Origin of the sequence: Brevibacillus sp. BC25 (assembly GCF_000282075.1) — a bacterium.
In the GTDB taxonomy this organism is placed as follows: Bacteria; Bacillota; Bacilli; order Brevibacillales; family Brevibacillaceae; genus Brevibacillus.
The window spans coordinates 1-23,772 of record NZ_AKIX01000021.1 but is presented as its reverse complement, the minus strand read 5'-3'; the positions used below and the strand labels follow the sequence as shown (position 1 = coordinate 23,772).

The 23,772-nt window shown below is 47.1% G+C and carries 23 protein-coding genes; 4 read left to right on the top strand and 19 right to left on the bottom strand.

Features of this window, described 5'->3' with window-relative positions:
- Positions 1–109: 109 nt before the first annotated feature.
- The 6 genes from kynA to PMI05_RS04875 all read right to left on the bottom strand — a co-directional run bounded on the left by kynA (position 110) and on the right by PMI05_RS04875 (position 6,068).
- Positions 110–970 carry a tryptophan 2,3-dioxygenase gene (kynA, locus tag PMI05_RS04900; RefSeq protein ID WP_007717985.1) on the bottom strand — a complete coding sequence of 287 codons (861 nt, stop codon included), beginning with the start codon at positions 968–970 and terminating at the stop codon, positions 110–112.
- A gap of 80 nt (positions 971–1,050) precedes the next feature.
- Positions 1,051–2,046 carry an aliphatic sulfonate ABC transporter substrate-binding protein gene (locus PMI05_RS04895; RefSeq protein ID WP_007717982.1) on the bottom strand — a complete coding sequence of 332 codons (996 nt, stop codon included), beginning with the start codon at positions 2,044–2,046 and terminating at the stop codon, positions 1,051–1,053.
- Positions 2,047–2,076: 30 nt separating this feature from the next.
- A complete protein-coding gene (locus PMI05_RS04890) occupies positions 2,077–2,832 on the bottom strand; it encodes an ABC transporter permease (protein WP_039960273.1) in 756 nt (251 codons plus the stop codon).
- On the bottom strand, positions 2,765–3,607 hold the full coding sequence (locus tag PMI05_RS04885; RefSeq protein ID WP_007717977.1) for an ABC transporter ATP-binding protein: 843 nt from the start codon (positions 3,605–3,607) through the stop codon (positions 2,765–2,767). The genes PMI05_RS04890 and PMI05_RS04885 overlap by 68 nt, the downstream gene beginning before the upstream one ends.
- Before the next feature lie 181 nt (positions 3,608–3,788).
- A complete protein-coding gene (locus PMI05_RS04880; RefSeq protein WP_193375246.1) occupies positions 3,789–5,273 on the bottom strand; it encodes an amidohydrolase family protein in 1,485 nt (494 codons plus the stop codon).
- A gap of 183 nt (positions 5,274–5,456) precedes the next feature.
- Positions 5,457–6,068 carry a DedA family protein gene (locus tag PMI05_RS04875; protein ID WP_007717970.1) on the bottom strand — a complete coding sequence of 204 codons (612 nt, stop codon included), beginning with the start codon at positions 6,066–6,068 and terminating at the stop codon, positions 5,457–5,459.
- 256 nt (positions 6,069–6,324) lie between these two features.
- Between PMI05_RS04875 and PMI05_RS04870 the strand changes: the two genes are divergently transcribed.
- The gene (locus PMI05_RS04870; RefSeq protein WP_007717967.1) at positions 6,325–7,152 is read left to right on the top strand and encodes a hypothetical protein; all 828 of its coding nucleotides are present in this window, start codon (positions 6,325–6,327) and stop codon (positions 7,150–7,152) included.
- A gap of 81 nt (positions 7,153–7,233) precedes the next feature.
- Here PMI05_RS04870 and PMI05_RS04865 read toward each other — a convergent pair whose 3' ends face one another.
- Positions 7,234–7,740 (bottom strand): GNAT family N-acetyltransferase, encoded by a 507-nt coding sequence (locus tag PMI05_RS04865; protein ID WP_007717962.1) that lies wholly within the window; start codon positions 7,738–7,740, stop codon positions 7,234–7,236.
- Positions 7,741–8,019: 279 nt separating this feature from the next.
- On the opposite strand from PMI05_RS04865, the gene PMI05_RS04860 reads away from it, so the two are divergent.
- Complete coding sequence (locus tag PMI05_RS04860; protein WP_007717959.1) at positions 8,020–9,765, top strand: cysteine desulfurase-like protein; 1,746 nt, start codon at positions 8,020–8,022, stop codon at positions 9,763–9,765.
- Positions 9,766–9,805: 40 nt separating this feature from the next.
- On the opposite strand, the gene PMI05_RS04855 is transcribed toward PMI05_RS04860, so the two are convergent.
- The 5 genes from PMI05_RS04855 to cyoE form a co-directional block, all read right to left on the bottom strand.
- On the bottom strand, positions 9,806–11,413 hold the full coding sequence (locus tag PMI05_RS04855; RefSeq protein ID WP_007717956.1) for a SagB family peptide dehydrogenase: 1,608 nt from the start codon (positions 11,411–11,413) through the stop codon (positions 9,806–9,808).
- Between the two features lie 22 nt (positions 11,414–11,435).
- Entirely contained in the window at positions 11,436–13,376 is a 1,941-nt protein-coding gene (locus tag PMI05_RS04850) for a TOMM precursor leader peptide-binding protein (protein ID WP_007717953.1), read from the bottom strand.
- Positions 13,373–15,274: a putative thiazole-containing bacteriocin maturation protein gene (locus PMI05_RS04845; RefSeq protein ID WP_007717950.1), complete on the bottom strand. Its 1,902-nt coding sequence runs from the start codon at positions 15,272–15,274 to the stop codon at positions 13,373–13,375. Before PMI05_RS04845 ends, PMI05_RS04850 begins: the two co-directional genes overlap by 4 nt.
- A gap of 150 nt (positions 15,275–15,424) precedes the next feature.
- Positions 15,425–15,649, bottom strand: coding sequence for a hypothetical protein (locus tag PMI05_RS31750; RefSeq protein WP_369751194.1), 225 nt, complete (start codon positions 15,647–15,649; stop codon positions 15,425–15,427).
- 232 nt (positions 15,650–15,881) lie between these two features.
- Positions 15,882–16,805, bottom strand: a complete 924-nt coding sequence (gene cyoE, locus PMI05_RS04835; RefSeq protein WP_007717948.1) for a heme o synthase — start codon at positions 16,803–16,805, stop codon at positions 15,882–15,884.
- Between the two features lie 180 nt (positions 16,806–16,985).
- Between cyoE and PMI05_RS04830 the strand changes: the two genes are divergently transcribed.
- Positions 16,986–17,585: a TetR/AcrR family transcriptional regulator gene (locus tag PMI05_RS04830; protein ID WP_007717946.1), complete on the top strand. Its 600-nt coding sequence runs from the start codon at positions 16,986–16,988 to the stop codon at positions 17,583–17,585.
- Between the two features lie 13 nt (positions 17,586–17,598).
- On the opposite strand, the gene PMI05_RS04825 is transcribed toward PMI05_RS04830, so the two are convergent.
- The 4 genes from PMI05_RS04825 to PMI05_RS04810 are packed head-to-tail and all read right to left on the bottom strand — an operon-like array spanning position 17,599 to position 20,508.
- Complete coding sequence (locus PMI05_RS04825) at positions 17,599–18,795, bottom strand: sugar MFS transporter (protein ID WP_007717942.1); 1,197 nt, start codon at positions 18,793–18,795, stop codon at positions 17,599–17,601.
- Between the two features lie 23 nt (positions 18,796–18,818).
- Positions 18,819–19,193, bottom strand: coding sequence for a hypothetical protein (locus PMI05_RS04820; protein WP_007717939.1), 375 nt, complete (start codon positions 19,191–19,193; stop codon positions 18,819–18,821).
- Between the two features lie 24 nt (positions 19,194–19,217).
- Positions 19,218–19,553, bottom strand: coding sequence for a hypothetical protein (locus PMI05_RS04815; protein WP_007717936.1), 336 nt, complete (start codon positions 19,551–19,553; stop codon positions 19,218–19,220).
- Between the two features lie 10 nt (positions 19,554–19,563).
- Positions 19,564–20,508 carry a YafY family protein gene (locus PMI05_RS04810; RefSeq protein ID WP_007717933.1) on the bottom strand — a complete coding sequence of 315 codons (945 nt, stop codon included), beginning with the start codon at positions 20,506–20,508 and terminating at the stop codon, positions 19,564–19,566.
- A gap of 114 nt (positions 20,509–20,622) precedes the next feature.
- Between PMI05_RS04810 and PMI05_RS04805 the strand changes: the two genes are divergently transcribed.
- Positions 20,623–21,438 (top strand): alpha/beta fold hydrolase, encoded by an 816-nt coding sequence (locus tag PMI05_RS04805; protein WP_007717930.1) that lies wholly within the window; start codon positions 20,623–20,625, stop codon positions 21,436–21,438.
- 77 nt (positions 21,439–21,515) lie between these two features.
- Here PMI05_RS04805 and PMI05_RS04800 read toward each other — a convergent pair whose 3' ends face one another.
- The 3 genes from PMI05_RS04800 to PMI05_RS04790 all read right to left on the bottom strand — a co-directional run.
- Positions 21,516–22,013 carry an SRPBCC domain-containing protein gene (locus PMI05_RS04800; protein ID WP_007717926.1) on the bottom strand — a complete coding sequence of 166 codons (498 nt, stop codon included), beginning with the start codon at positions 22,011–22,013 and terminating at the stop codon, positions 21,516–21,518.
- A gap of 90 nt (positions 22,014–22,103) precedes the next feature.
- Positions 22,104–23,450 carry an acetyl-CoA carboxylase biotin carboxylase subunit gene (gene accC, locus PMI05_RS04795; RefSeq protein WP_007717922.1) on the bottom strand — a complete coding sequence of 449 codons (1,347 nt, stop codon included), beginning with the start codon at positions 23,448–23,450 and terminating at the stop codon, positions 22,104–22,106.
- 14 nt (positions 23,451–23,464) lie between these two features.
- The coding region (locus PMI05_RS04790; protein WP_039960267.1) for a biotin/lipoyl-containing protein at positions 23,465–23,772 on the bottom strand (308 nt) is incomplete at its 5' end.

Sequence of the window (23,772 nt, the reverse complement as noted above, 5' to 3'; positions counted from 1 at the left end):
TGTACCCAATATTAGGAAAGATATGTGAAAAGATGTGAAATGAGTACTACATACTAAAAAGCGCCTTGGGTCCCCAAGACGCTTTTCTCGCTTTTTTTGAAGAGTTTTTTTACAACAGCGTCCGCAAGCTCCAAAGCTCCGGGAAAAAACGGTGATCGAGTGCTCTGCGTAAGTACATGACGCCTGATGACCCACCTGTTCCCGGCTTTTGTCCTATGATGCGTTCGACTGTCGTCATATGGTTAAAACGCCATTGTTGTTGCTGGCTGGCGATATCCACCAGCTTTTCTGCCAACTCGTACAGATCCCAATACTGGTTCACATTTCGATACACGGTCAGCCAGGCTTGCTCTACACTTTGATTTGGTTGATAAGGCTGCGACCAATCGCGATTCAAACATTCCGGATCAATCGGCAAGCCACGAGCAGCCATCTCCCTAATCGCCGCATCGTAAATGCTGGGCTGCTGCAAGGCCGCACTCATTTGGGCGTGCAGCTCTGGTTGATGTGCATACACCGCTAGGACATGCTGGTTCTTATATCCTAGCGTAAATTCGATGAATCGGTTTTGATAGGATTGAAAACCGGACGAATGACCCAGCTTGTCACGGAACTGGAGGTAGTCAGCTGGTGTCAATGTAGAAAGGACATCCCACGATTTAATCAATTGCTGCTGGATACGCGAGACTCGCGCGAACATTTTGAAAGCAGGCTCCAGATCGTGGTTGCAGATGCACTCATTTGCTGCTGACAGTTCGTGCAAAATTTGTTTCATCCATAGCTCACTCACCTGATGAATGATAATAAACAGCATTTCATCATGATGGGTAGATTGACATTGTTGACTCGACAAGATTTGATCGAGCTGTAAGTAATCGCCGTAACTCATTTCTTTTTGGAAATCAGTATGAACCTGTGTCTCTAATGAAGTGTCGTTCGGTTGATTACTTCCTTGTTCATGTGGTCTCATCGCGGCGTGACCTCCTTTCCCATCTAATTCCTTTCCACCCCTCGTTCCTCCTGCTGAACCTCCCTCCTTCTCACCCAATTTTATTTCGCTGCTTCTAAATATTTCAAATCGATTAAGCCATCGATTTTATTACTGGAAATATAACCGGCTTCCTGGCTGATATCTGCCATTTCCTGAATGACTTTTTCATTGACCTCCGTTGTTACTTCCAAACGGGAAAAGGCTGCCTGCACTTCTTTTTTGCTCAACTCTTTGCCAGTAAGATTTTTCAAATGCTTGATGATCAGATCTTGGCTTTCTTCGGGATTTTCCTGAATGAATTTGACGGCCTTTTTATGTGCTTGCAGGTAGGCGGTTGCCAATCCTTCTCGTTTCAAAAATTCATCGCTGGCTGCTACCACAGTATTGGTTGATTCTTTCCCCCAAGCGAATTGATCCCAGTCCAGAAGCAATTTTCCTTCTGCCTGATTCTCAAGTACATATCCCCACGGCTCCTGAGTTGCTGCACCATCAACGGATTTTTGCACGAATAATGCTGCCGTATCTGCTGGGGCCGCCGCATACAGTTCCACATCTCCACCATTCGTCGTCGGTTTGAGGCCAACCTCATTCAGTGCTTTTCTGAGCATGACATCCTGTGTGCTGCCGATTACTGGAATCGCGATTTTTTTGCCTTTTAACTCTTTTAGTTCACTAATATTGGTTGAACCATTCACGACGAGCACAGCCCCGCCATTGACCGCACCTGAAATCAAACGATACCCGGGATGCTTGACATAAAAGTTCAAAAGAGGCCCTGGCCCCACCGTCCCTACGTCAATCGCCTTCGTTGCCATTGCCTCCATAAACAATCCGCCATTGGCGACCGTTTTTGTTTGAATCTTCATATCAGCACCGAAGGCTTCCTTAAAATAGCCTTTTTCCAGCGCGATGATCGTTGCGCTATGGGTCAGGTTTGGGAAATATCCAATCCTTACTTCCTTCTCAGAGGATTCTGCTCCGCCAGTAGAGCACCCGCTCACAATCCCCATCAATAATAGGGATGCAACAACAGTATTAAACACTTTTTTAAGCATGTGACGACACACTCCTTAGCCATTTTTCTTTTATGAATGAACTCCCCACTTCATCTGAACGTTGCGTTCGATGCGTGAAAAGACAACATTATCGACAATGGTACCGATGATCGCAATAATGATCATGACTGATATCACCAAATCCATTTGTCCAAGTGAACGTCCCATCTCGAGCAATTGACCGAGACCACCGCCACCCCCGAGCAATTCACCAGCCATGAGTGCCCGCCAGGAAAATGCCCATGCGATTCGAAGTCCGGAGATGATCTGCGGTACGGATGCAGGAAGAATGACTGTTCGTACAAAGTGAAAGCCAGTCGAACCATAAGTCTTGGCCACCCGCTGATATAGCGGTGGGACATTTTTAAAACCGCTGGTCGCGTTGACCGTCATCGTCCAGGTAGCCCCGATCGTCACGATGAACAAAATAGAGAAGTCATTTAAGCCAAACCAGATAATCGCAAGCGGGAACCAGACAATGCTCGGGATAGACTGAAGCGCTGTCACCACAAAGCCAAGCGTATCTTCTACGAGTTTGTACCTCCAAATGAAGTAACCCAATATCAGTCCGAGAATAATGGCAATGAGAAAGCCCAACAGGATTCGTCCCAAACTTTTTCCAATCGCGGCGGTAATTTGCCCGCTTATCAATCCATTTACGAGTGTTTCGAAAACCTGGGTCAAGCTGGGAAACATGAACGATGGCAACCCAGATAATCTAGATGTGACTTCCCATATCGCCGCTATCATAGCGATGAAGATGACCCGTCTTAAAGCTGTAGTCATTGCCCATTTCCTCCTTCAGCACCTTTTCTATCTCTTCTTGCAGGATCGACAGCACCTTCTGCTCCGTGTTTAATGTCACACTGTCCGGCATGACTCCATCTCGCATGGCAGGAACCGCAATGATCTCCTTGATTTTTCCGGGGCGTGTGGCAAAAACGACAATCCTCTCCGCAAGCTGTACGGCCTCCCGGATATTATGGGTGACGAAAAAAATCGTGACCTTGGTCGTTCTCCAAATCTCAAGCAACTCCTTATGAAGAACCATCCGCGTCTGTTCATCCAACGCCGAGAACGGTTCATCCATCAGCAAAATGTCGGGTTCCATGACAAGTGCCCGAGCTATGGCTACACGTTGCTTCATACCGCCTGAGAGCTGATGGGGATAGGAATGAACATACTTACTTAAATGGACCATTTTGAGCACATCCAGCGCCTTCTCGTTGGCTTTCGCAGCAGACATTTTTTTCAATTTGAGCCCGTATGTAACATTTTCCAAAACCGTTAGCCATGGAAATAATCCCGCTTCTTGAAAAACCACGACTCTGTCGGGACCGGGTTTATTCACTTTGTTGCCAGCAACGTGTATGTCACCGCTGTCCGGTTGATCCAATCCTGCTATTAAGTAGAGCAGCGTCGACTTTCCACAGCCAGAGGGGCCGACAATGGAAACGAAGCTGCCCTTTTCCACTTCAAGATTGATATCATCCAGCACCTTTACTTTTTGTTTCTGCTCATTCACGAAATGTTTCGTAACATTATCAATAGTCAGATACATGACTGCACCTCTTTTTATTCCAACTTAGTCGATGGGGATTATGAATAAATAATGATTAATCCTATCGTTTTTGTCAACTATAATCCAATAAAAAAGGGAAGGCGGCGGGCACCTTCTCCTATTCAATGCGGTATCAAAGTTTTATGTGCAGCATTATACGTCGTCTTCTTTGACTACTTACCTACAACTTCGTCGGGTCAAATCTTCTCTCATCCAAATAAGCTCGTGCATGCCCCCAGAAATACTTGCTTGGCTGCATGTAGATTTCCAGACCTGCCCGCTCGATTGTGCGATTCGCCTCTTCATTGGCATCTTTTAGGATTTGCTTTTCATCCACAGTCAAAACACGGCGCTCGTCCATAATCAGCTCACCATCAACAATGACATGGTTCACATCACCACCGACTGCCTGATAGACGACACGATGGACATGCATGTTCTCTGGATTCAAGTGGGCCTGATGCATATTTACAGTAATGACGTCCGCTTTTTTACCAGCCTCAAGCGAGCCCAGCTCGTCATCCCAGCCGACACAGCGTGCCGCATCAATCGTTACCATTTCCAGCAGCTTGCCCGGTGGGAGGTAATAATAATCGCGCAGCGCCGCTTGTTGCAGCAACTGCATTCTGCGCATGGCCTGAAACATGTCAAAAGGAGTCATCGGCGAGGTGCCATCTGTCGTGATTGCAACAGTCGCTCCCATCTCCAGCAATTCCGTAATGGGGGTGCGAGCATTGATTTGACCAAAACCAGGAGAAGCGCTCACATTCGTTCCTGTCTCGGCCAAAATTTTCGCCTCGTCAAAAGAAATTCCCCGACAATGCTGCAAGTGTACGTCTGGACCGAGCAGCGCGTACTCTTTGTCTTGAATCGCGAGGTGAATCATGCCGCCAAAAGCATCTGAATGGATGCGCGTGTCGTACTTTTTCGCTATCTCCCTGATTTTCCGCGCTTGGTAACGGTCGAAATCGGTTAAGCCAAACAATTGGTCAGCTGGTGTCGGATAGGACGGATTGACAGAGGTCACGATGACAAATGGCGTTATGTATGCTCTGGTTTTATCGTTATTCGCGTGATTCAGGGCTTCGATCACTGCTTCTGCTCCAGCGAGAACCTGCTCATAAGTGACTTCCTTCGTTACTTTTTGTCCATCGACCCAGCGGCTGAAGGGATGCGGCCACGGTGGATTGCATGGACCTGTCGCTACGATTTCGCGAACGCCAACCTCGTTGTACGCTTTGGCGTGATTCAAGGCAAAGATCGGATCATCTGAGCGCGGCATCGAGCCCAGGACGCTAACACCTGTTGTAATCCCAGCTTTAAGCCGCTCCAGTGCGGACAGCTTTCCCTCGTAGTACCAGAAATCGTCTGTCACGTAGTGCTTGTAAGTGTTGGTCATGATTGGCATCCAGTCGTTGATATTGTCCGTCGCAATCGTTTTGAACAACGAATGTCCGCCATGACCATGTGCGTCAACGAAGCCTGGCAGTATACAATGATGCGCGCAGTCAACTACCTTTTGCGCGGGATACTTGTCTTTTAGAAGTTGGGTGTCGCCTACCTCCAAAATTCTTCCTTTATCAATAGCGACTGCCCCGTCCTGTAATACCCGGCGGTCTTTGTCCATAGTAATGACTACACCGTTTACGAGTAACAAATCGATCAAGTTGCATACCCCCAGCTTCAAGAATAAGGGTGGTGCCCATGTCACCTACTCCCCCTCCCTACACCTTACCGCAATTTCGACAACTTGTATTTGCAAGAAAATTACAACTTTTTATATTATGTTTACCTGTTGGTTCCAAATGGAAAAACCACCTTCCCTTGAAGGAAAGATGGTTTGAAGGATTTAGGCATCCGCTTTTCGTTTGCGGAGGAAAAAAATGAGAAACGCTATCCCCGCAAATGCGAGTGCAGCATAAGCGACATTGGAATAGAGATCGAAATAGTACAGAATGTCTTCCCACGATTCCCCCAATAAGTGACCAGCCATCACTAGGACGATGTTCCAAATAAGCGTACCGAGTGTTGTAAACAGCAAAAACAGCGGGAAATTCATTTTGGTCATACCAGCTGGAATGGAAATCAGGCTTCTGATTAATGGGATCATGCGGCAAAAAAAGATCGTCCAGTACCCGTATCGGTCGAACCATTCATTCGCTTTATGGATATCTGCCGTTTTAATGCGCAGAAGATGCCCCCATCTCTCTACGATCTTCTCTATTTTTTTGACGTCTAGGTAATAACCGATTCCATAGAGCATGATTGCCCCGATCACCGAACCGATTGTAGCCGACAAGATTACGCCAAAAACCGTTAAGGATGATTGCGTCGTCATAAATCCACCGAAGGTCAAAATCACCTCAGAAGGTATGGGTGGAAAGATGTTTTCCAGTGCCATCATCAGTAAGATACCGAAGTAACTATATTGTTCAATAATTTGGGTCATCCAGTTCTGCATGCTATCCCTCACAATTATCTACCAATGCTTATCTCTCCAGTATAGAGACACGCGTTGCATAGTTCAATGAAAAGCGATAATCTTTTCCTTTATTTCAATACGAAAGAAGGAAGTCTTGGGTTACCCTTCCTTTGAAAATTTTCATGCAGACTATTTTTTAAATAATATTGCAATTCAAGGAAATATGTGGAATATTGGGATGGTACCAACCACATCACATAACTCAAAGTTGATATCTTTAGGAGGTGGAAACTGCATGTTTCGCAAGTTTGTCTATTCCTTTGTAAGTCTATTACTGTTTATGACTGCTGGTGCTGTTGATGTAAACGCAGCCGCACCAATAGTAACTGGCACACTATTCATTGAGAAACCATTCAAGAAAGAAGGACTTCGGTTTCAAACGACCGTTACTGAAATCGACAATCCAAAATACGACTCACCAGTGTACCACGTAAATACAATTGTCACGAATATTTCGCGGAAACCGATCACATACACGACTGGTCATTGCTATGGTGTGACAACACGACTAGAAGCGTATGCCTCTGGAGACTCTTGGGAGCTTCCTTACCCTGAAGACGAACCTGCCTGTCCCCCGGTCATCCAGGAAAAAACCTTAAAGCCCGGGAGAACTATCGAGCAAGATGAATATTTCCGAACAGACGAACTGCCGGATGATCTTACGCCAGACTATTTTCAAGTGAATTCTTCTGTACGTGTCCTCGTTGGACCGGAAGATAAGGAACGCAAAGAGGAACTCGTAAAGATGCAGACGCAATTTCTTGCAGGGCTAGCTCTCCATCCGGATGAGATTGTGCTCGAGGCTGAAGCGAGTAAGCTCCCTAAATCGTATTACGAACTCAAAGTGACAGGGAAAGCCCCCAATAAAGATATCAAACGCGTAACGATTCAGGTCTTCTATTCGGTCATTACGTTGCGAATCGACTCGAAATCAGGAGAGTTTTCCACGAAGAAAAAAGTAAAAGCAAAAGGCCCGTCCCTTCAATCAGGTGTACTCGAGGTCACGTATAAAGATGGCACGAAACATATCTACAACATTCCCATAGAAAATTCCAGTAATTGATGTTCTCCATGAAAAAAGGACGGCCATGTGTCCGTCCTTTTTTTCGTTTTTCACTCTGGTTCTGTTCTGTCGTGCTATTCCCTACTGCTTAGACCAGTAAATCAATGTGTCGTCCCTCTTCATTTCTGTAAAGCCCATTTTGGCTAATATTTTCGCGGAATCTATGTTATCTAGCAAGCACTTCGCTGTAATCTTTTTCACATCTGGCTGCAACAACGCCCTATTCACTAGGCCTTCTGCCGCCTCGTACGCGTAGCCTTTTTTTCGCTCGGCTTCAATAATTCCATAGCCGATGTCCACTTCTCCCTCCGCATTCGGTACTCCCTTGAACCCTGCATCCCCGATGATCTTCATGCCATCTATTGTAATGATCATCCACGATTCAAATCCTGTCGGTTCCCCTGTGAGTTCAAGTGCTTTGATGATTTTCGGTATCGTTTCCATCGCATCCTCATCAGGCCAGCCTTTTCCTAATGTAAGCCCCATATCCAATAACTCTTCGTAATTTTCTAGCAAAACATTCGTCGCTATTCTATGTGTAAATGGAATCAATATGAGCCGTTGTGTGTGAATGCTTTTTTCATTCATGGACAGGTACCCCTTCCTTTTCCTTCATAGCCGGTGACGATATTTACGGTAAATTTACGCTCCATATGTTTTTTCAGAAAGGGTCTATTCCTACACCTCAGCTACTTTTTCATTACTCCGACAGGAAGAATCACTCGGGCACTACCATTATAGCATGATTTTCCATCCCTTTTTTCTCAGAACGAATTGAAGATTGATTAATTGGAATCTTTTCCGAATAATGAGAGTTAACGAATGATGATGGACACCACGGAAATCCAGTTGGTAAGGAGTGAGAACATGTCCACAACACTAGACACTGAGCTTGTCCGCATTCAGCCCTGGGCGGATCACGATCTTCCCTTGCTGCGTCTTTTGAATGCGCCTGCCATGATGGAGCATCTTGGAGGCCCGGAGACGGAGGAGCAGCTCCTCGCTCGGCACAACCGATACGTTAATAAGGACGGACAGCTAACGAGCAAGATGTTCAGCATCGTACTGCTGCCACATCACACCCCTGTCGGAAGCATCGGCTATTGGGACCGCATCTGGCAAGGGGAAAACGTATACGAAGTAGGCTGGAGCGTCCTGCCCCCCTTTCAAGGTAAAGGAATCGCTTCTGCGGCTTTAGCCTCACTCATCACACGCATCAACCTAGAACGAAGACACAAGTTTATTCATGCCTATCCCTCCGTGGACAACCCTGCCTCCAATGCCATTTGCCGTAAGCTCGGTTTCACTTTGCAATCAGAATGTGTCTTTGAATACCCTCCTGGAAGTTTTATGCGCTCCAATGATTGGCGATTAGAAGTTGCATCAGGACATTTCCCCATTGAAAAAGTCCGGGAGCAATTCCCTGCGCTACAACGAACTTACAAAGGTAAACCAGTTGTTTATCTGGATGGCCCAGGCGGCTCGCAAGTCGTAAAATCCTCCATGGACGCGATCTATCTCTATATGGCGAGCGGTGGAGCGAATTTACATGGCTCCTTTCCAACGAGCAAGGAGACAGAAGCCATCCTTGCAGATGCGAAGCAAGCAGTAGCAGACCTCTTCCACGTGAAGCCGCTGGAGGTAGCCTTCGGTGCGAATATGACCACCCTGACCTTTGCCATTGCGCGTGCATTAGGTCGACATTGGAAAGAAGGGGATGAAATCATCGTCTCCGAGATGGATCACCGCGCCAATGTAGACCCGTGGCTGACTGTTGCCGCTGATCGTGGATTAACCGTTCGGTGGTTAAAAGTGAATAAAGAGACACTTACGTTACAACTAGATGAGCTCGATACCCTACTTACTTCCAGGACCAGACTTGTGGCAGTCGGGCTTGCTTCCAATGCTGTCGGAACGATCCATGATCTCGCTGCCATTTCCCAAAAAGCACGTGCTAAAGGAGTCATTGTTGCTGTCGACGCCGTGCATGCGGTCCCTCACTTCTCTGTCCATCGAGACGAGATTGGAGCCGATATCCTGCTCTGTTCCGCTTACAAGTTTTTTGGCCCTCATGTGGGAATCGCTATTATCCGCAAAGAAATTTTTGAAGCACTCGATGTTTACAAACTGGTTCCTGCCCCCTCTTCTTATCCAGATAAACTGGAGACCGGAACACAAAATCATGAAGGAATCGCTGGCATCAGACCCGCTATCGAATTTGTTGCTTCGCTTGGTTTTGGTGATACCTTCGCTGAAAAAATCCGCTCTGGTTACGAGGTGATCGAAGCCTATGAAAATCAATTGGCTGAAAAGTTGCGAAAAGAACTAGGCGCAATGAATGGTGTCACCATCTATCAAGCGTGTGAAGATGTACCGAAAACACCAACGATCGCTTTTCGAATCGAAGGGTTTACTCCCAAAGAAATATGTGAGCGATTGTGTGAGGAGCATAGCATATTCGTTGCGGACGGGGACTTCTATGCGACAACACTCGCCAATTGTTTGGGCATCAGTGAAAGTGGCGGCTGGATACGAGCGGGGCTCGCACCGTACAATACCCACGAGGAAATTGACCGTTTCATTCAAGGTATCAAAGCCATTATAAGGGCATAAAACAAGACCCGGGTCTACGCGACTCGGGCCTTCCACGTTTTTATCCATGAAGCCCGCCCTGAAATCTGGCGCGGGGGCGATAGTGCCCGACCGGGATTTGAATCAAGCAGGTTTTCTCTTCTGTCTCTAGGTTGTAAAGTTCGTCGCAATTTTCCACGTCAAATCCGAGTAACGGATGACCGCCCATTCCACACGTGAACGCTGCCAAAAGCAAGTGATGCACGACGATTCCCGCCTCCAAATGCTGGATGCGATACCCTCTAAACCCTAGCTGATTGATCAAATGATCGCGTTTACCCGCCACATGAAAGCAGAGCGGCACTTGATACAAATTCACGTTGTCCAGCGTCATTCCGTCTTGAAGGCGTGCTCGTAAATCTCCATAGACAATCGGATAAAGAGCGTGCTCCAGTGGATCGTAAGCGTATGCCCCATCTCGTATCCCTTCTACCTGATGAATGCTTACAAAGAGAGAAAGCCTACTCCACGCTACTTCTTGATTTTTTCCCAAATCATTGCCATACGCTAGAGCACTCATCGTCATTTCCACGATACGCGCTACCTGATCCTGGTCTGTTTTCCTCCTGATATAGTCCATTTCCGGCGAAAAACGCTCCCGACAATATTGCGCCAGATCATAGTTTGGTTTCTGCAAACGCGGGAGAAGGATTCGCTCATCGGAACGACGAGGCCACTTGCTTTCCAACTGATCTGAATAACGTGTAATCGAATAGGTAGATTCCTGCATGGCAGCTTGATTCATTTGCAGGAGCGCAGGATATTTTCTCATTCTTTTTGAGCGCATCACCTGCACATGCTTTTGCTCAGGCAGTTCTCGGATTAACTCGCTTGCCGTCTCCTCTTCTGGCTCTGCCCAATGTGTGGTTGAGTGCGAATGCCTCTCCCCTTCTGTTTGAAGCGATAAGGGAACTACCGCGTATACACTCTCTTGATCGGCAGACAATCCTAGCAGTGTATTTATTGCTCTATCTAGGAACTGGTAATGTACCGCAGTCGTTACACCGAACTGGTTTGCCATTTCCAGCAATTGTCCAAGCAGTACTCCAGCATCGAGGCCCTGCAATCGATAGGAAAACTCATCATACTTAAAAAAGTTCTTCCAAAAATAGGTGGATACGAACGCAACTCCAAAGCAAGCATGTACCGGGCAACTGCCGCCAAGTGCTCGGCTTAGGAAGTGATCAAAATTCCCTTCGCGCAATTGTACGAGTCTGTGATGGGCCACATCGTAGTGGTATAGACCTGAAGGAATACTAGACAGCTTCAAATACACGTACAGCTCACTCGGATAGAGCGCCCCTCCAGACGGAACTGGTCTTCGATTCGTTACAAGTGGCACAAACGACTCAGATCCTATATCTGTCGGCGTTGTGGTTAACAACGATTGGCTGATTTGGATGAGGCCATAGCTATACCATAACCAAGCACCCAATTGAGGAAGAGACATCTCTTGTGAAACCGTATGATCTGCGAGCGATAGAGGGACGTCTTCTGGAAGCGGAATAACAGGTAGCCCCCTGTACAGCTTGTATGTCAGTGGCGCATCCCCCCAATCCACTTCGAGATCACTTGGCCTGGCGTTTTCCGTATCAAAATGAAGGCGGTACAAGAAATTTTCGAGACTCATCCGGCTCACTCCCAGATGCATGTTATGGAAACGGATGCGGAAAAGGATTCAACTCGTCTACACGCAGTGGTTGTTTCGTATAACCCAGCTTCACAGGGACCTCTAATACTCTTTTCAATCCTGTTACACGCGTGAGATGCTGGCCAAAAGTCATCGGGAGCATGCCAGGAATCAATACACGTACGCAAGATAAGCCGTGGCGCGCTACCTCTGGTGTCGTTTGATCTACCACAATGACATCGAGATCTAACTTTTGGAACACACCGAGCAACTCCCGCAAATCGTCTGTTAGATCACAATGCTGGTTTCTTCTAGGAAATTGTTCAGCGAAAGAGACCATCGGACGTGAATTATCCATAAGAAAGGCTAAGCGCTCCGCTGCTTCCGGTAAGCTGTAAAGCATCGCATGATCGTCCATCTTTTTTACTAGGGACGAATCATGGAGCATGCCCAAATATTTGTCTCGGTTCGCTTCGTACTTGTCTGTCAAAGTCATGAGCATAGCAGCCGTTTCGTAAATCGAGCTTTTTACAGCGCGGATGGGGTCTGGATGCGCTCCTGCTGCACAAACGAGGTGTAAGCCTTCTTCTCCGCGGTTTTTCGCAATCGTCCATACAGCGGGAATTCCATTTTCCATTGTCGCATCGAACAAGTACAAATCGTAATTGGTAACGGTCTGCATCCGATCAATTAGAAGAAGCAATTCCCGATCATTGACCGTAGCGGGATCGAGACGCGGTAATGACAATTGGGCATACCAGGTCAACAGGAAAGCATCTCGCTCCACCACTTCGAGGATGCCGTAAAAGATCGCCTCCTCCAAACTGCCGCCTAATGCACAGCCATTGGAGGTCTCAAATACAACTCCCTCCCCGAATCCCATACTGTAGTAGGCCATGAGCTCAGGCACAAGAATGGGTCGCTCTTCTTTAAAGGAATAACCCCATACCCAGTTCATTTCTCGCTTGGGATCAAACGGCTTAAAGGGAAAATCTGGCAGGGCATACTGCTCTTCTGAATGGGTCCCCGCCGTTGTCGGATCAAGGGCATGCGGCGCAAGGTTTGCATAGCAGTCACGCACCATCGTCTTCTTGCCACGCGGCATCAGCCCGCAATATCTTTCCATTCCTTCCAAAATCGCCGTTATCTCACTATCCGCGTATGAAACAGACCTGCCAGCCGTACCCTCGTCATGTGAAAATAACGGCAGATTGACACTTACATCTGCGAAGACAGAGACAAGATCACGTACTTTCCCATTCAAAAACCCTGTTCGGGAATCCAAATATTCGTTGGTAAGAGCTTGCTTCAATGCGGCTATGGATTTTGTCCGGTAGCTGTCCGGACTTTGCTTTACGATAGGCTTCAAGCGTATTCTTGCCTGCTCTTCTGAATCCTCAGGCAGTCGACTGCATACCGAACATAAAGGATTGGGCAAAAAGAAGTGGCGCGTGCTGGTCAATGTTTGCAAATCAATAAACTGGATATGCTCGGATAACTGGGCTTGCCTGCCCTCTACTATACGTTCAACCTCCGCACTGACATGGTATGCCACTTGTAACAACCCTGAGCGAGATGACCATGGATCACGGGGTATGCCGCCTTTCTCCCTCAGCATATGTTGTACCTTCCACATCTCTTTGCGATCGCGTCCCGCCATCAATCGCCGCATATCTGCACACTGGGAGCACCCTGTTTGATCTGGACGAACCAACGGACCTACGATTGCCTCCCCGAACGAAACGAAACCGCGCAACCATGGAATATTCGCTTTTCGGAAATGCTTTTCTGCCTGCAAATGCAAAGCAGGATCATACGTATCTTGCAACAGGAGTGCCAAATTTGCTCCACTTGTCTCCGACTCCATGTTTTCGCTCTGCCATACGCGATAGTCCTTGCTCAAATGTTCTGAAACCAGCTCCGCCAGTACTCCGTCTCCAACTACAAGAATGTCAACGCTCATTGAAGCACCTCCTGCGAGAGCAGCAAGGCGAATACACCGCCAAGGTCTTCTAGGAAAGGCTCTATCGCGGCATTCATGACTCGAGAAGAAAGGTGTTGAAGCGCCAATACCTCAACCGCTTGTTTCCAGACCTCTTTTTCAGATTCTTCCTGAATGCTACTAAGTGCAAGTTCGATGGCTTCACCCGTCAAGCCGACAGATTGCGCTGTCAGTACATACTTGGACACTTTATTTGTTGGCGTCTGAATCTGATGCAAGGCATACATCAGCGCTTTTCGCAATGCTTCTCGCTCTAGCAAGCCAATACTCCCGTACCATCCCGTGCGCGTTTCCACCCAAAACACCGGAAATCCGCACACCTCATGACCTTTTGCAATCATCAGTTTCTCACCTAATGTAGCGAAAGACCGTACATAAAACTGGGACTGTTCATCCACAATCGAATCGACATGCACAGGCCTAGCTGTTGGTTGTCTTCCTTGCATTTCTGACACATACGTGAGTGTCAAACAATGCTGTAACGCCCGACATAAACCTTCTGCTGCCGTTTCCCCTGCTCCAATTCCGATGTTGCGGTGGTTCACTAGTCTTCCCACATACATCTCTGCCCCAATCAATCCTGCTTCTCTACGCGCCTCGTCATGGGTATATCCTGCGCATACAACTGTTGGCAATAGCTCTGCGGGTCCATCTGCCACAGGATCGACTGCTGTCACCCTACACTGTGTCAGTGGTAGCTGCGTAAGCTCTCCCTCATCCCAGCTGTGAAAAATTCCGTTATCAGGGGAGGTCCATGACGGAAACAAAGACAATAGACTTTCTTTCTGTTTTGCCTCTTTGGATATCCGCAATTCAAGCTCCCTCTCATCCAATACCTCCATGCTCATGTCTTCTTTTCGCATTGGGTGAGGCATGTATGACTGCCAGCTTCCTTCCAACGTCTCCAGATTTAACAAATAAATTTTGTTCGGGTCCTCTGCTTCATTGACACCTGAAACGTATTTGAACCATTCAAAAACAGCGATGTTCGCCAGCATGGCTGCTGCGGTCATGGAATATGGATGTTGCTCGGGGTCCGCACACAAAGCCTGTCGATGTAAACGACGCCAAGCCGATTCAAAGCAAGCCTCTGACTGTGGATGAATCAGCGGCCCTACCATTCCTTTTTGCTGGACAAATAACGCCGGAACAAACACCTTCTCACGCTCTCTGCACGCAGACTGGATCACTCCTACTTCGCCCTCGTTTACGTTTGCTGACGTGTACAAAATACCAGCGAAAGGCTCGATGGTCGCTGACCAATCGGCACCCTCCCACGACGTCGGCTTGAGTTCATCCAGCTTCACGTGTGGGTCTTTCCTACGCGAATGTTCGATAATCGCCTCTAGCCGCTCACGATTGGTCGAAGCCTCATTCGTGATGGCGTAATGGAATTGAACGCATCCCGATTCCAGCAATGCATGGATGACAGAAAGGAGAAAGGAACCTGCCCCGATCACCAATACTTTTTCAGTTCGATATTTTTGAAACCGATACCCTCCTGATCCACCTAACTGATCCAAATATTCAATCTGCGCTGCATACCTCGACATGACCTCCGGTGATAATTCATGTGGTTTCTCCAGGCTCACATCTTGAAGGAATCCATTTTCTAAAAGTGTACCGGCCACTTGGAAAATTTGTTGCTGATATTCTTCCGGCAAATCTTCGGTCAATTGCTCCAACGTATGCACACCATTAAACATGGGAAATAACTGATCTACCCATCGATCGATCATGTCACCCTTCAAACGGAAAGTTCCGATGTTATTGCGAAAATACACACTTCCGTCTGAATCGGGTACATACACTGTATCCCGCTTCACTTTTATACGCATCGAAGGATTCAGCTTATCCATTCTCCTCCCCCTGACGTTGTGAAATAAACCAATTTGCGAAAAGACATGTCACAGCTATTTTATGTATCACTCTTTGTCTCACATTCCAGTTGGAAAAACAAAGCCCCTGCCAAGACACAATTTGGGGCAGGGGCTTCATTTACGTATGGATTATAAATCGTCATTAACCACGATAAAGCATGGGAAGAAGCAAGAGCAACTGCAAGAGCAAGAGCAACTGCAGGAGCAGGAACAGCTACAGCTACAGCTACAGCTGCAGGAGCAAGAGCAGCGACTGCAACGACCACAACTACATCTGTGGCATCTGCCACATCCGCCACATCTACTTCGAACTAGCGTCGCTTCATTCATTTTTTCTTTGTCCCAACGCTGCATTCGATCCCCTTTTATTTCAGAAGACTTCAATTTTTTTAGCTCTTTTTTGAACTCATCCATTCATTTTCACCTCCGCCACTTCATGGAACTACTCTAGATTTATGAAGTGACGTTGGGTATTCGTGCACAGATCATGCGCCCATTTTTGGTGGAACATGAGAAAAACCCGCTATGCTGCAAGGTTCCCTGACAAAAAAAGAAGCCGCCCTCAAAGTGAAGGCAGCTTGGATGATCACTGATACAGTTTGAATATAATGCCCATGAGTGAGTAAATAATCACCGTCGAGAACAGCACCGTCATATGAATCAGCGAATAAATAAACATCGTTTTCGACCATTTCTGTGAATCCATTTTCCGGTATCCAAAAACACTCAGAACCAGCCATAAAATATTCAGGAGCAGGGCCATAAACGTAAGACCAGCGCTTAATGACCAAAATAGAAAACTGCTAGCAATTAATATAACCAAATAAACATTTGTTTGAATGTAGGTACGTCTTGCACCTTTGACCACGGGCAACATAGGAACCCCAGCCGCCTTGTACTCATCATGCTTGCGAATCGCAATCGCATAGAAGTGAGGCATTTGCCAAATGACCATGATGATAAAGAGACCAAGGATAGCAGGATGCGTGATATCTGGGTGAATGGCAGCCCAACCGATGAGTGGCGGCATTGCGCCAGAAATACTTCCTACCTCTGTATTGTAAACTGTTCTTCTTTTGGTCCACATTGTATAAGGCACGACATAAAAAAACAGTCCGAGAAAACCCATAATAGCAGCCAACGGTGATGCCAAGACGAGAGCCACCAAGCCAAAAATCGTCATCAGGGATGCTAGCCATAAAACTTTCTTCGTTGATATTTCTCCTGTCACCGTAGGTCTGTTCTTCGTCCTCTCCATGACAGAATCGATATCGCGATCGTACACGTTATTAAAAGCACCCGCTGCGCCCATGATTAAAATAGAGCCGATTGTAGCAAATAAGATTTCTGGCAGCTTATCTAATAGACTGAAGTGATACGTATATAAAGCCAATGTTAATCCGGCAAACATCGGAATCAGATTCGATTTGATAATCCCCGTCTTAACCGTTTGCGCCAAAATATTGGACATAGGCCGATTCCGCGTTGCAACGCTTTCTTCCCTCTGCATTCGTACACTGTCCCCTCTTACTAGATGATCTATATCTATCGTACTCCAAAATAGCATGACATAGTAGACGGTTAAATCCTACAAAACTGCCATTTGTATCTTACATACCGATAAGGATTTAAATACTATATGGAATGTTAATTCTATATGGTATGATTGTCAAGAGAAGGAGGCGGACGAATGAACAGACGCAGATTAACCCAAGCAGAGCGTAAACAGGAAACACGGCAATTGCTCATTGACGCTGCCATTGAGACCTTTGCTCAGTTAGGATTCCACGGGGCTTCCGTTGATAAAATCGCAGATTATGCTGGATTTACCAAAGGTGCTGTTTATTCTCATTTTCAGTCCAAAGAAGATCTCTTTCTCGCTATTTTGGAAGGTCAGATGCAATTACATGTGTCTAATATCCATCACGTAATTGATCGCCAGCCATCATTATCGCATTTTATAGAAGCCATGGACGCCTATTTTATGTCCGTTCAGCAACAAAATCGCACGTGGAACATGCTGAATCTGGAGTTTTTGCTTTATGCCATGCGCGAAGAGTCTGTTCGAAAGCGATGGTCGAACATGATCATAGAGTCGGTACAGCATCTTTCCAAGGCCATACAGACCTTAATGCCAAAAGAAAGGGACTCTACTCTATCCGCTGATGAAATGGCATGGACGATTCTTGCTCTAGAGAATGGCATGAACATCTTTTATTACATTAGCGGCGACATGGTGCCCCAGTCTTTATACGGAAAAGCTTTGCAAAACATGATATTGTCAAAATAGCGATTGCCTTATACTAGATCGTTTCTGACTGGGCAGCCCGTTGCTTCATGATTCGATTGACTCTCTCCGAACCATATAGCATGAACGCAATGTAGAAGGCTGTAAAAAACGGTAAAATAGAAACGGTCGTCTGTGCAGCAAGCCACCCCAGCAACGGAGGCAAAAGTGTGGCACCGGTGTACGCAACCGCCATCTGATAGCCCATCAGCTTTTGTGTTTGCTCTTTCCCAAAGCGTTCAGGGGTATCATGCAGCATACAGGGATAAATCGGAGCGAAGCCTAACCCGAGCAACAGAAAACCGATTAGCGAGCTGAAAGTCGGTAATGGCAACATCAACAGCGCTGCCCCAGAGAATGATACGAGAAGTCCACTGCGAATCAGGACGCGGTTGCTCACTTTGAAGGTAACAAAGCCCGTGATAAATCGCCCCACGGTAATGCCACCGTAATACATGGCTACCCACACCGCCGCTACAGCCGCAGGTAGCTCCTTCACATTTACCAAAAAGCTGCTCCCCCATAATCCCACCGATGCTTCAGCCCCACAATAGAAGAGAAAGGTTAGCAAAGTCAGCTTGACGCCTTTCGTCCGCAAAGGCTGTTCACTCTGCCCACGAGACGGCTGAACCTGTGACTCTTTGACAGCATGACTCTGCATGTTCTCCATTCGTTTCCATAAAGGAAGTGTAAACGCTAGAAGTACGACTAACGCAAATTGAATGAGAGAAATGGTCAAGTATCCATTCCGCCATAAATCATGTTCGCGCATAAAGCCAGACATAATAATGGGGCCAAGTGTAGCACCCACTCCCCAGAAGCAATGCAGCCAGCTCATATGATGGGCTTGATAATGCGTGGCGACATAATGATTCAGAGCAGCATCCACAGAGCCAGCTCCTAATCCCAGCGGCAATGCCAAAACCATCAACCATATAATCGAAGGAGCAAAAGAAAATCCGAGCAAGGCCGCCGCCGTCATCAAACAGCTAATCAGCGTGATCTGTCCTGTCCCGAATCGTTTTATTAATGCACCACTCATCAAGCTAGATACGATCGTTCCAGACGCAATCACAATGTTGATCACACCTGCCATACCAAATCCCGCACCATACTCTGCTTGCATGACCGGCCAAGCTGCCCCCAGTAACGAATCAGGAAGGCCCAAGCTGATAAACGACAAGTAAATCATGATCAAAAAGAATGTTGCCACTATCCCCCGCCCCCTGCTCGCTTTTACATTCTTACTGTGAGTCTATTCAGCAATTTCTCTCCCTCTGTTTTGAACCGCTTGTTCTTTTCGAGAAATTCGTCCACTTCATTTAATTGGGCTGGCCGGTAGCCTGGGCCACCACAACCACAGGAATGATAGGTAAACCCATGCTGATAGAGGATTTCAACCTTTTTCCACTGCTTCACATTCGTTTGTTTCGGAGCCTTGAAATCATGCCCCATATCCTTCATTCCCTCACCACATTGCGGACAGCTATGCTTGATCTTGTCCCATTCTTCCTCCGTCAACTCATACTTGGAGGTTTGCTTGAACACTTTTCGGCAAGGAAAACAGGCGTATATTTGTTTATACGGACCATACATCCCATATCGACACATGATGATCAACCCTCTCCGGTATTGCTATGTATCCCCTTTTTTGACGAGCGTACTACCGATGAAATCAAAGCTCAAAGGCCCCCCCTTTTTGTCAGGCTGCCACCCCAGCTTGATCGCCTCTTCAATGATAGCCGCGACGTCAGATGGCTTTATCACTCTCATATCCAAATGCTGCACAAGTGGAAACTCCGCCCAAAAGTCATTCACATCTGATTTTACATACACGCGAATCAATTGCCCTAAACCTTCATTGTGCTGAATCGTCAACGCGAGCAGCCCCTTCGCTGCTGGGCTAATGACCCATCGATATCGCTGCTCTCCGACCGTTATCCCCCGCGTGCCTTTTTTGGGTAATGCCACAGCTACCTCCTCATTGCGAGTAAATGTTTATCAGTTCTGTCAAATATGTTTTTATGCCGTCCACTATTTCGGGTGAATGCTGCACAGTCACTTCTTTCCCCAAGCCAAGCAAGAACTTTGCAAAAAATAAGATGTCACTTCTCGCTACATTTCCTTCCAACCAACCACTTCCATCCTGCCGCGCATGCAGCATGGATGCAAGCCAAAGTTCAGCCTCACAAGCCTGCACACCTTCAGTCGTCAGCTCTGCAAATAAGTAGACCGTCTCCTGATCCTCAACTGTTGTGATGTGTCGATTTTCCAAGTGAATGTCTCGAAGATCCAACGGCTTCGATGCCGATTGTTCGACGGAATGGATACGGTCACAACGAAACACACGAATATCTTGATGTTGATAACAATAAGCGGGGCTGTACCATAAACCGTTTTTTGTATAAATTCCAATCGGCTGCATCTCACGCTTGGATTGTTGTCCGCGCGTTTCATAAGTGATAAGAAGTACTTTTTGTTGGATGGCAGCATCCAGCAATATGGATAAATGCGGAGATCTGGCTTGCCGCTTCGGTGTCACGAAATCGACACGGCGTTTCATCTGATCAATGCGATCTCGAATATCCGGTGGCATGAATTGATAAAATTTGTTCAGCGCCGAAGAGGATTCTGTCTCAAATGGCAGAGAGGTATGGTGTCGAAGAGCATGGATCGCGAAAAAGATTGCGACCGCTTCCTCCTCTGAGAATGCAATAGGCGGCAAAATTCTTTCCTTCAAAACATGATATCCGCCATGCGGTCCCACCTCAGAGTACAAAGGTACCCCTAACTCACTCAGCTCTTGCAGGTCCCTTAGGATCGTTCGCCCTGAAACGCCAAATTCTTCTGCAAGCTCACTCACAGTAAACTTGTGCTTCCGGTTGACAGTCATCATCATTTCTAGCAGTCTTTTTGATTTTGGCATGGCATAACTCTCCAAAAGTTTTTATCATGACAATTCCTGTCACTATTATCTGTTATTGTGAAGGTGAAGTCGAGTTAGACATGATGCTGATTATCAATAAGGAGGAATTGCTTTATGCTTCAGCCAAAAGAAAAAGGGACAATAACGAGGAAATTTTTCCAATCAGGTAACGTAAAACTATCTTACCTCGATTTTGGCGGGGACAGTCAGAGAGTCTTGCTCCTGCTGCATGGTCATATGAATGATGCCCGAACATTTTCAGAGTTTGCTTCCAGATTCACAGATTGGCGCGTGATTGGATTGGATCAACGAGGTCACGGCTGGAGTGAGCATGCCCCAGATACTGATTACTCACGTGAAGGCTACCTCAACGACATTCTCGCCTTTGTTAAGACCGTTTTGGATGGAGCTCCTGTTACGATCGTCGGGCATTCTTTAGGAGGCGTCAACGCTTATCAATTTGCCGCTCGTTATCCTGAGCTTGTGAACGCGGTCATCGTGGAAGATATCGGGGTAGAAATTAAGGCCGACTTATCCTTTGCAGAAAAACTCCCACATCGCTCCCCTTCTTTACACGATCTAAGGAAATCACTTGAAGAAGTCGGCGTTCGAGCGGTCGATTATTTTTCGGAAAGCGTATTTGAGGATGAACAAGGCTGGGGATTCCGTTCTGACTTAAATGGCATGCCGATTTCTCAACGACACATTACGGGGGAGTGGTGGAGCGATTGGCTAGCGTCTTCTTGCCCGATATTGCTGATCCATGGCAAAAAAAGCTTTGTACTGGATGAAAATCAAGCGGAACGCATGGTGAACCAAAGGCCAAACACAAAGCTTGCAAGTTTTGCTGAGTGCGGGCATGATATCCATTCTACGGACCCTGACGGATACCATCAGGCTGTAAGAAGCTTTCTTGACGAGTTGAAATAATAGCCAATGCACGCACAAAAGGGGGAAGAGATATTGGAAAGTCTCTGTTCCCCCCTTTTTTTAAAGCATGTACTTGTTTAGCCTTGATAACTAATTTTTCCTGTTTCCACTAACTCTTTTAGGCCCATGAACATGAGATTCCAGCCATGTTCCGAGCCATCATGGTATTCTCTCAACGCTTTTTCAATATCCGTCTGCGTCCAATTTTCTTCATGTGGAACGACGATGTTTTGCGTAAAAGTCATTTCACAGCCTTGCTGTGTATCTTTTAGCTCCACGATTAAGGTATCGGTAGAATCGCTAAACTGCGGCATCTGAAAAGTAAAGACGATTTTCTTTGGACGATTAATTTCAATGTACTCTCCTATCGCGCGATAATCTTTCCCGTCTCGGTGATCAACAATTTCCCATGTTCCCCCTACCTGTGGGTTATTTTGTGCCACTTTATTGGTTCGCTCCAATGTAAAAAACCATTTCTTTATCATCTCTTGATTCAGCCATGCATCAAACACTTTTTCAGGTGGGACATCAAAATTTCTGGTCATGTTTAGTGCAATCGTTGAATACTCACTCATTTACATAGCTCCTTTTTGCGATTTTCCTCGTTTTATTATAAAGAAAAACAAGCCACGATAACCCCGCAACTTGTTCCATCTATTCTTTCTTTACAATTCCAATGTATGTTTCTCCAAGAAGTTCGTAGCGAAATTCCCTGCCACAAAGTCAGGGTGCTCCAGCAGTTTCTCATGGAAGGGAACCGTCGTATGCACGCCCTCGATGACAAACTCACCTAGCGCCCGCTTCATACGAGCCAATGCTTCGGTGCGATCTGTTCCCCAAACGATCAGCTTGGCGACCATCGAGTCATAGAAAGGAGAGATTTCGTAGCCGGGATAAACCGCACTGTCCACGCGCACACCGTAACCGCCAGGCGGCAAGTAATTGATGACCTTGCCTGGTGATGGCATAAAGTTTTTCGCTGGATTCTCCGCGTTGATTCGGCACTCGATTGCCCATCCGTTGATTTTCACATCTTCTTGTGAAAAGGATAACGGGTTGCCTGCTGCGACAGATATTTGTTCTTTGATCAAGTCGATCCCTGTGATCATCTCTGTCACGGGATGCTCTACCTGAATCCGTGTATTCATTTCCATGAAGTAAAATTGGCCGTGCTTGTCTAGCAAAAATTCAACGGTACCCGCTCCGTGGTACGAAACCGCTTTGGCTGCCGCCACCGCAGCTTGCCCCATTTGCTCGCGCAGCGCTTGATCCAGCGCAGGAGATGGCGCTTCCTCCACCAGCTTTTGATGACGACGTTGGATGGAGCAATCCCGCTCTCCCAAGTACACAGCGCTGCCGTGCTTGTCGCCCATGATTTGAATCTCCACATGCCGTGGCTCTTCCACGTATTTTTCCAAGTACACGCCGGCGTTGCCGAATGCCGTCTCCGCTTCTTTCTGGGCTTGCCGAATCGCCTTGGACAACTCATCGGCGTCAGTAGCGACACGCATTCCTCTGCCGCCGCCTCCAGCCGTTGCTTTTACGATGACGGGATAGCCAATTTTCTCCGCCACCTGCAATGCCTCATCGATGTCATCAATCAAGCCGTCTGTGCCCGGAACTAATGGAACGTTCGCTTGACTCATCGTTGCTTTTGCTACGGATTTGTCACCCATTTTGGTGATCGCTTCGGGATCGGGGCCGATAAAGGTAATCGAGCAATCTTGGCAAAGTTGGGCAAACGAAGCATTTTCCGCCAAGAAACCATAGCCAGGATGGATAGCGTCTGCCTTTGTGTGAAGAGCGACTGTCATAATCCGTGCCATGTTCAAATAACTGTCCTTGGACGCCGTAGGTCCGATGCAATACGCTTCATCCGCCAATTCTACGTGCAATGCTTCCCGGTCCGCTTCAGAAAAGACAGCGACTGTGCGTATCCCTAGTTCCTGACAAGCTCGGATAATGCGGACAGCGATTTCGCCGCGATTGGCAATCAATACTTTCGTAAACATAGGCGCACTCCTTCCTACTGAGTTTTGACAACGAGCAATGCTTTTCCATAATCGACAAACTGACCATCCACGACGAGAATTTCCGTGACGATGCCGCTAACAGTGGATGTAATGTCGGCAGAAAGCTGAAGAGCTTCCGCCGTGCAGCGTCCAACTTTTTCGCCTACTTGAACAGTCTGCCCTACTGTCACTTCCGCATAGAACAGTCCTACTCCCGGAGACATGACTTGCTGTGTCACTTCCTTGGGCACCTCAGCAACGACATTGACGGACTCAGCAGTGGCGGCTGCCTCCTGATAGCCATGCTCCACTTCGCCCACCT

Bases quoted from the DNA above. Each gene is read 5' to 3' on its own strand.
- kynA (WP_007717985.1), bottom strand. From the start codon at position 970: ATGAGACCACATGAACAAGGAAGTAATCAACCGAACGACACTTCATTA.
- PMI05_RS04895 (WP_007717982.1), bottom strand. From the start codon at position 2,046: ATGCTTAAAAAAGTGTTTAATACTGTTGTTGCATCCCTATTATTGATG.
- PMI05_RS04890 (WP_039960273.1), bottom strand. From the start codon at position 2,832: ATGACTACAGCTTTAAGACGGGTCATCTTCATCGCTATGATAGCGGCG.
- PMI05_RS04885 (WP_007717977.1), bottom strand. From the start codon at position 3,607: ATGTATCTGACTATTGATAATGTTACGAAACATTTCGTGAATGAGCAG.
- PMI05_RS04875 (WP_007717970.1), bottom strand. From the start codon at position 6,068: ATGCAGAACTGGATGACCCAAATTATTGAACAATATAGTTACTTCGGT.
- PMI05_RS04870 (WP_007717967.1), top strand. From the start codon at position 6,325: ATGTTTCGCAAGTTTGTCTATTCCTTTGTAAGTCTATTACTGTTTATG.
- PMI05_RS04865 (WP_007717962.1), bottom strand. From the start codon at position 7,740: ATGAATGAAAAAAGCATTCACACACAACGGCTCATATTGATTCCATTT.
- PMI05_RS04860 (WP_007717959.1), top strand. From the start codon at position 8,020: ATGTCCACAACACTAGACACTGAGCTTGTCCGCATTCAGCCCTGGGCG.
- PMI05_RS04855 (WP_007717956.1), bottom strand. From the start codon at position 11,413: ATGAGTCTCGAAAATTTCTTGTACCGCCTTCATTTTGATACGGAAAAC.
- PMI05_RS04850 (WP_007717953.1), bottom strand. From the start codon at position 13,376: ATGAGCGTTGACATTCTTGTAGTTGGAGACGGAGTACTGGCGGAGCTG.
- PMI05_RS04845 (WP_007717950.1), bottom strand. From the start codon at position 15,274: ATGGATAAGCTGAATCCTTCGATGCGTATAAAAGTGAAGCGGGATACA.
- PMI05_RS31750 (WP_369751194.1), bottom strand. From the start codon at position 15,649: ATGCAGCGTTGGGACAAAGAAAAAATGAATGAAGCGACGCTAGTTCGA.
- cyoE (WP_007717948.1), bottom strand. From the start codon at position 16,805: ATGCAGAGGGAAGAAAGCGTTGCAACGCGGAATCGGCCTATGTCCAAT.
- PMI05_RS04830 (WP_007717946.1), top strand. From the start codon at position 16,986: ATGAACAGACGCAGATTAACCCAAGCAGAGCGTAAACAGGAAACACGG.
- PMI05_RS04820 (WP_007717939.1), bottom strand. From the start codon at position 19,193: ATGTGTCGATATGGGATGTATGGTCCGTATAAACAAATATACGCCTGT.
- PMI05_RS04810 (WP_007717933.1), bottom strand. From the start codon at position 20,508: ATGCCAAAATCAAAAAGACTGCTAGAAATGATGATGACTGTCAACCGG.
- PMI05_RS04805 (WP_007717930.1), top strand. From the start codon at position 20,623: ATGCTTCAGCCAAAAGAAAAAGGGACAATAACGAGGAAATTTTTCCAA.
- PMI05_RS04800 (WP_007717926.1), bottom strand. From the start codon at position 22,013: ATGAGTGAGTATTCAACGATTGCACTAAACATGACCAGAAATTTTGAT.
- accC (WP_007717922.1), bottom strand. From the start codon at position 23,450: ATGTTTACGAAAGTATTGATTGCCAATCGCGGCGAAATCGCTGTCCGC.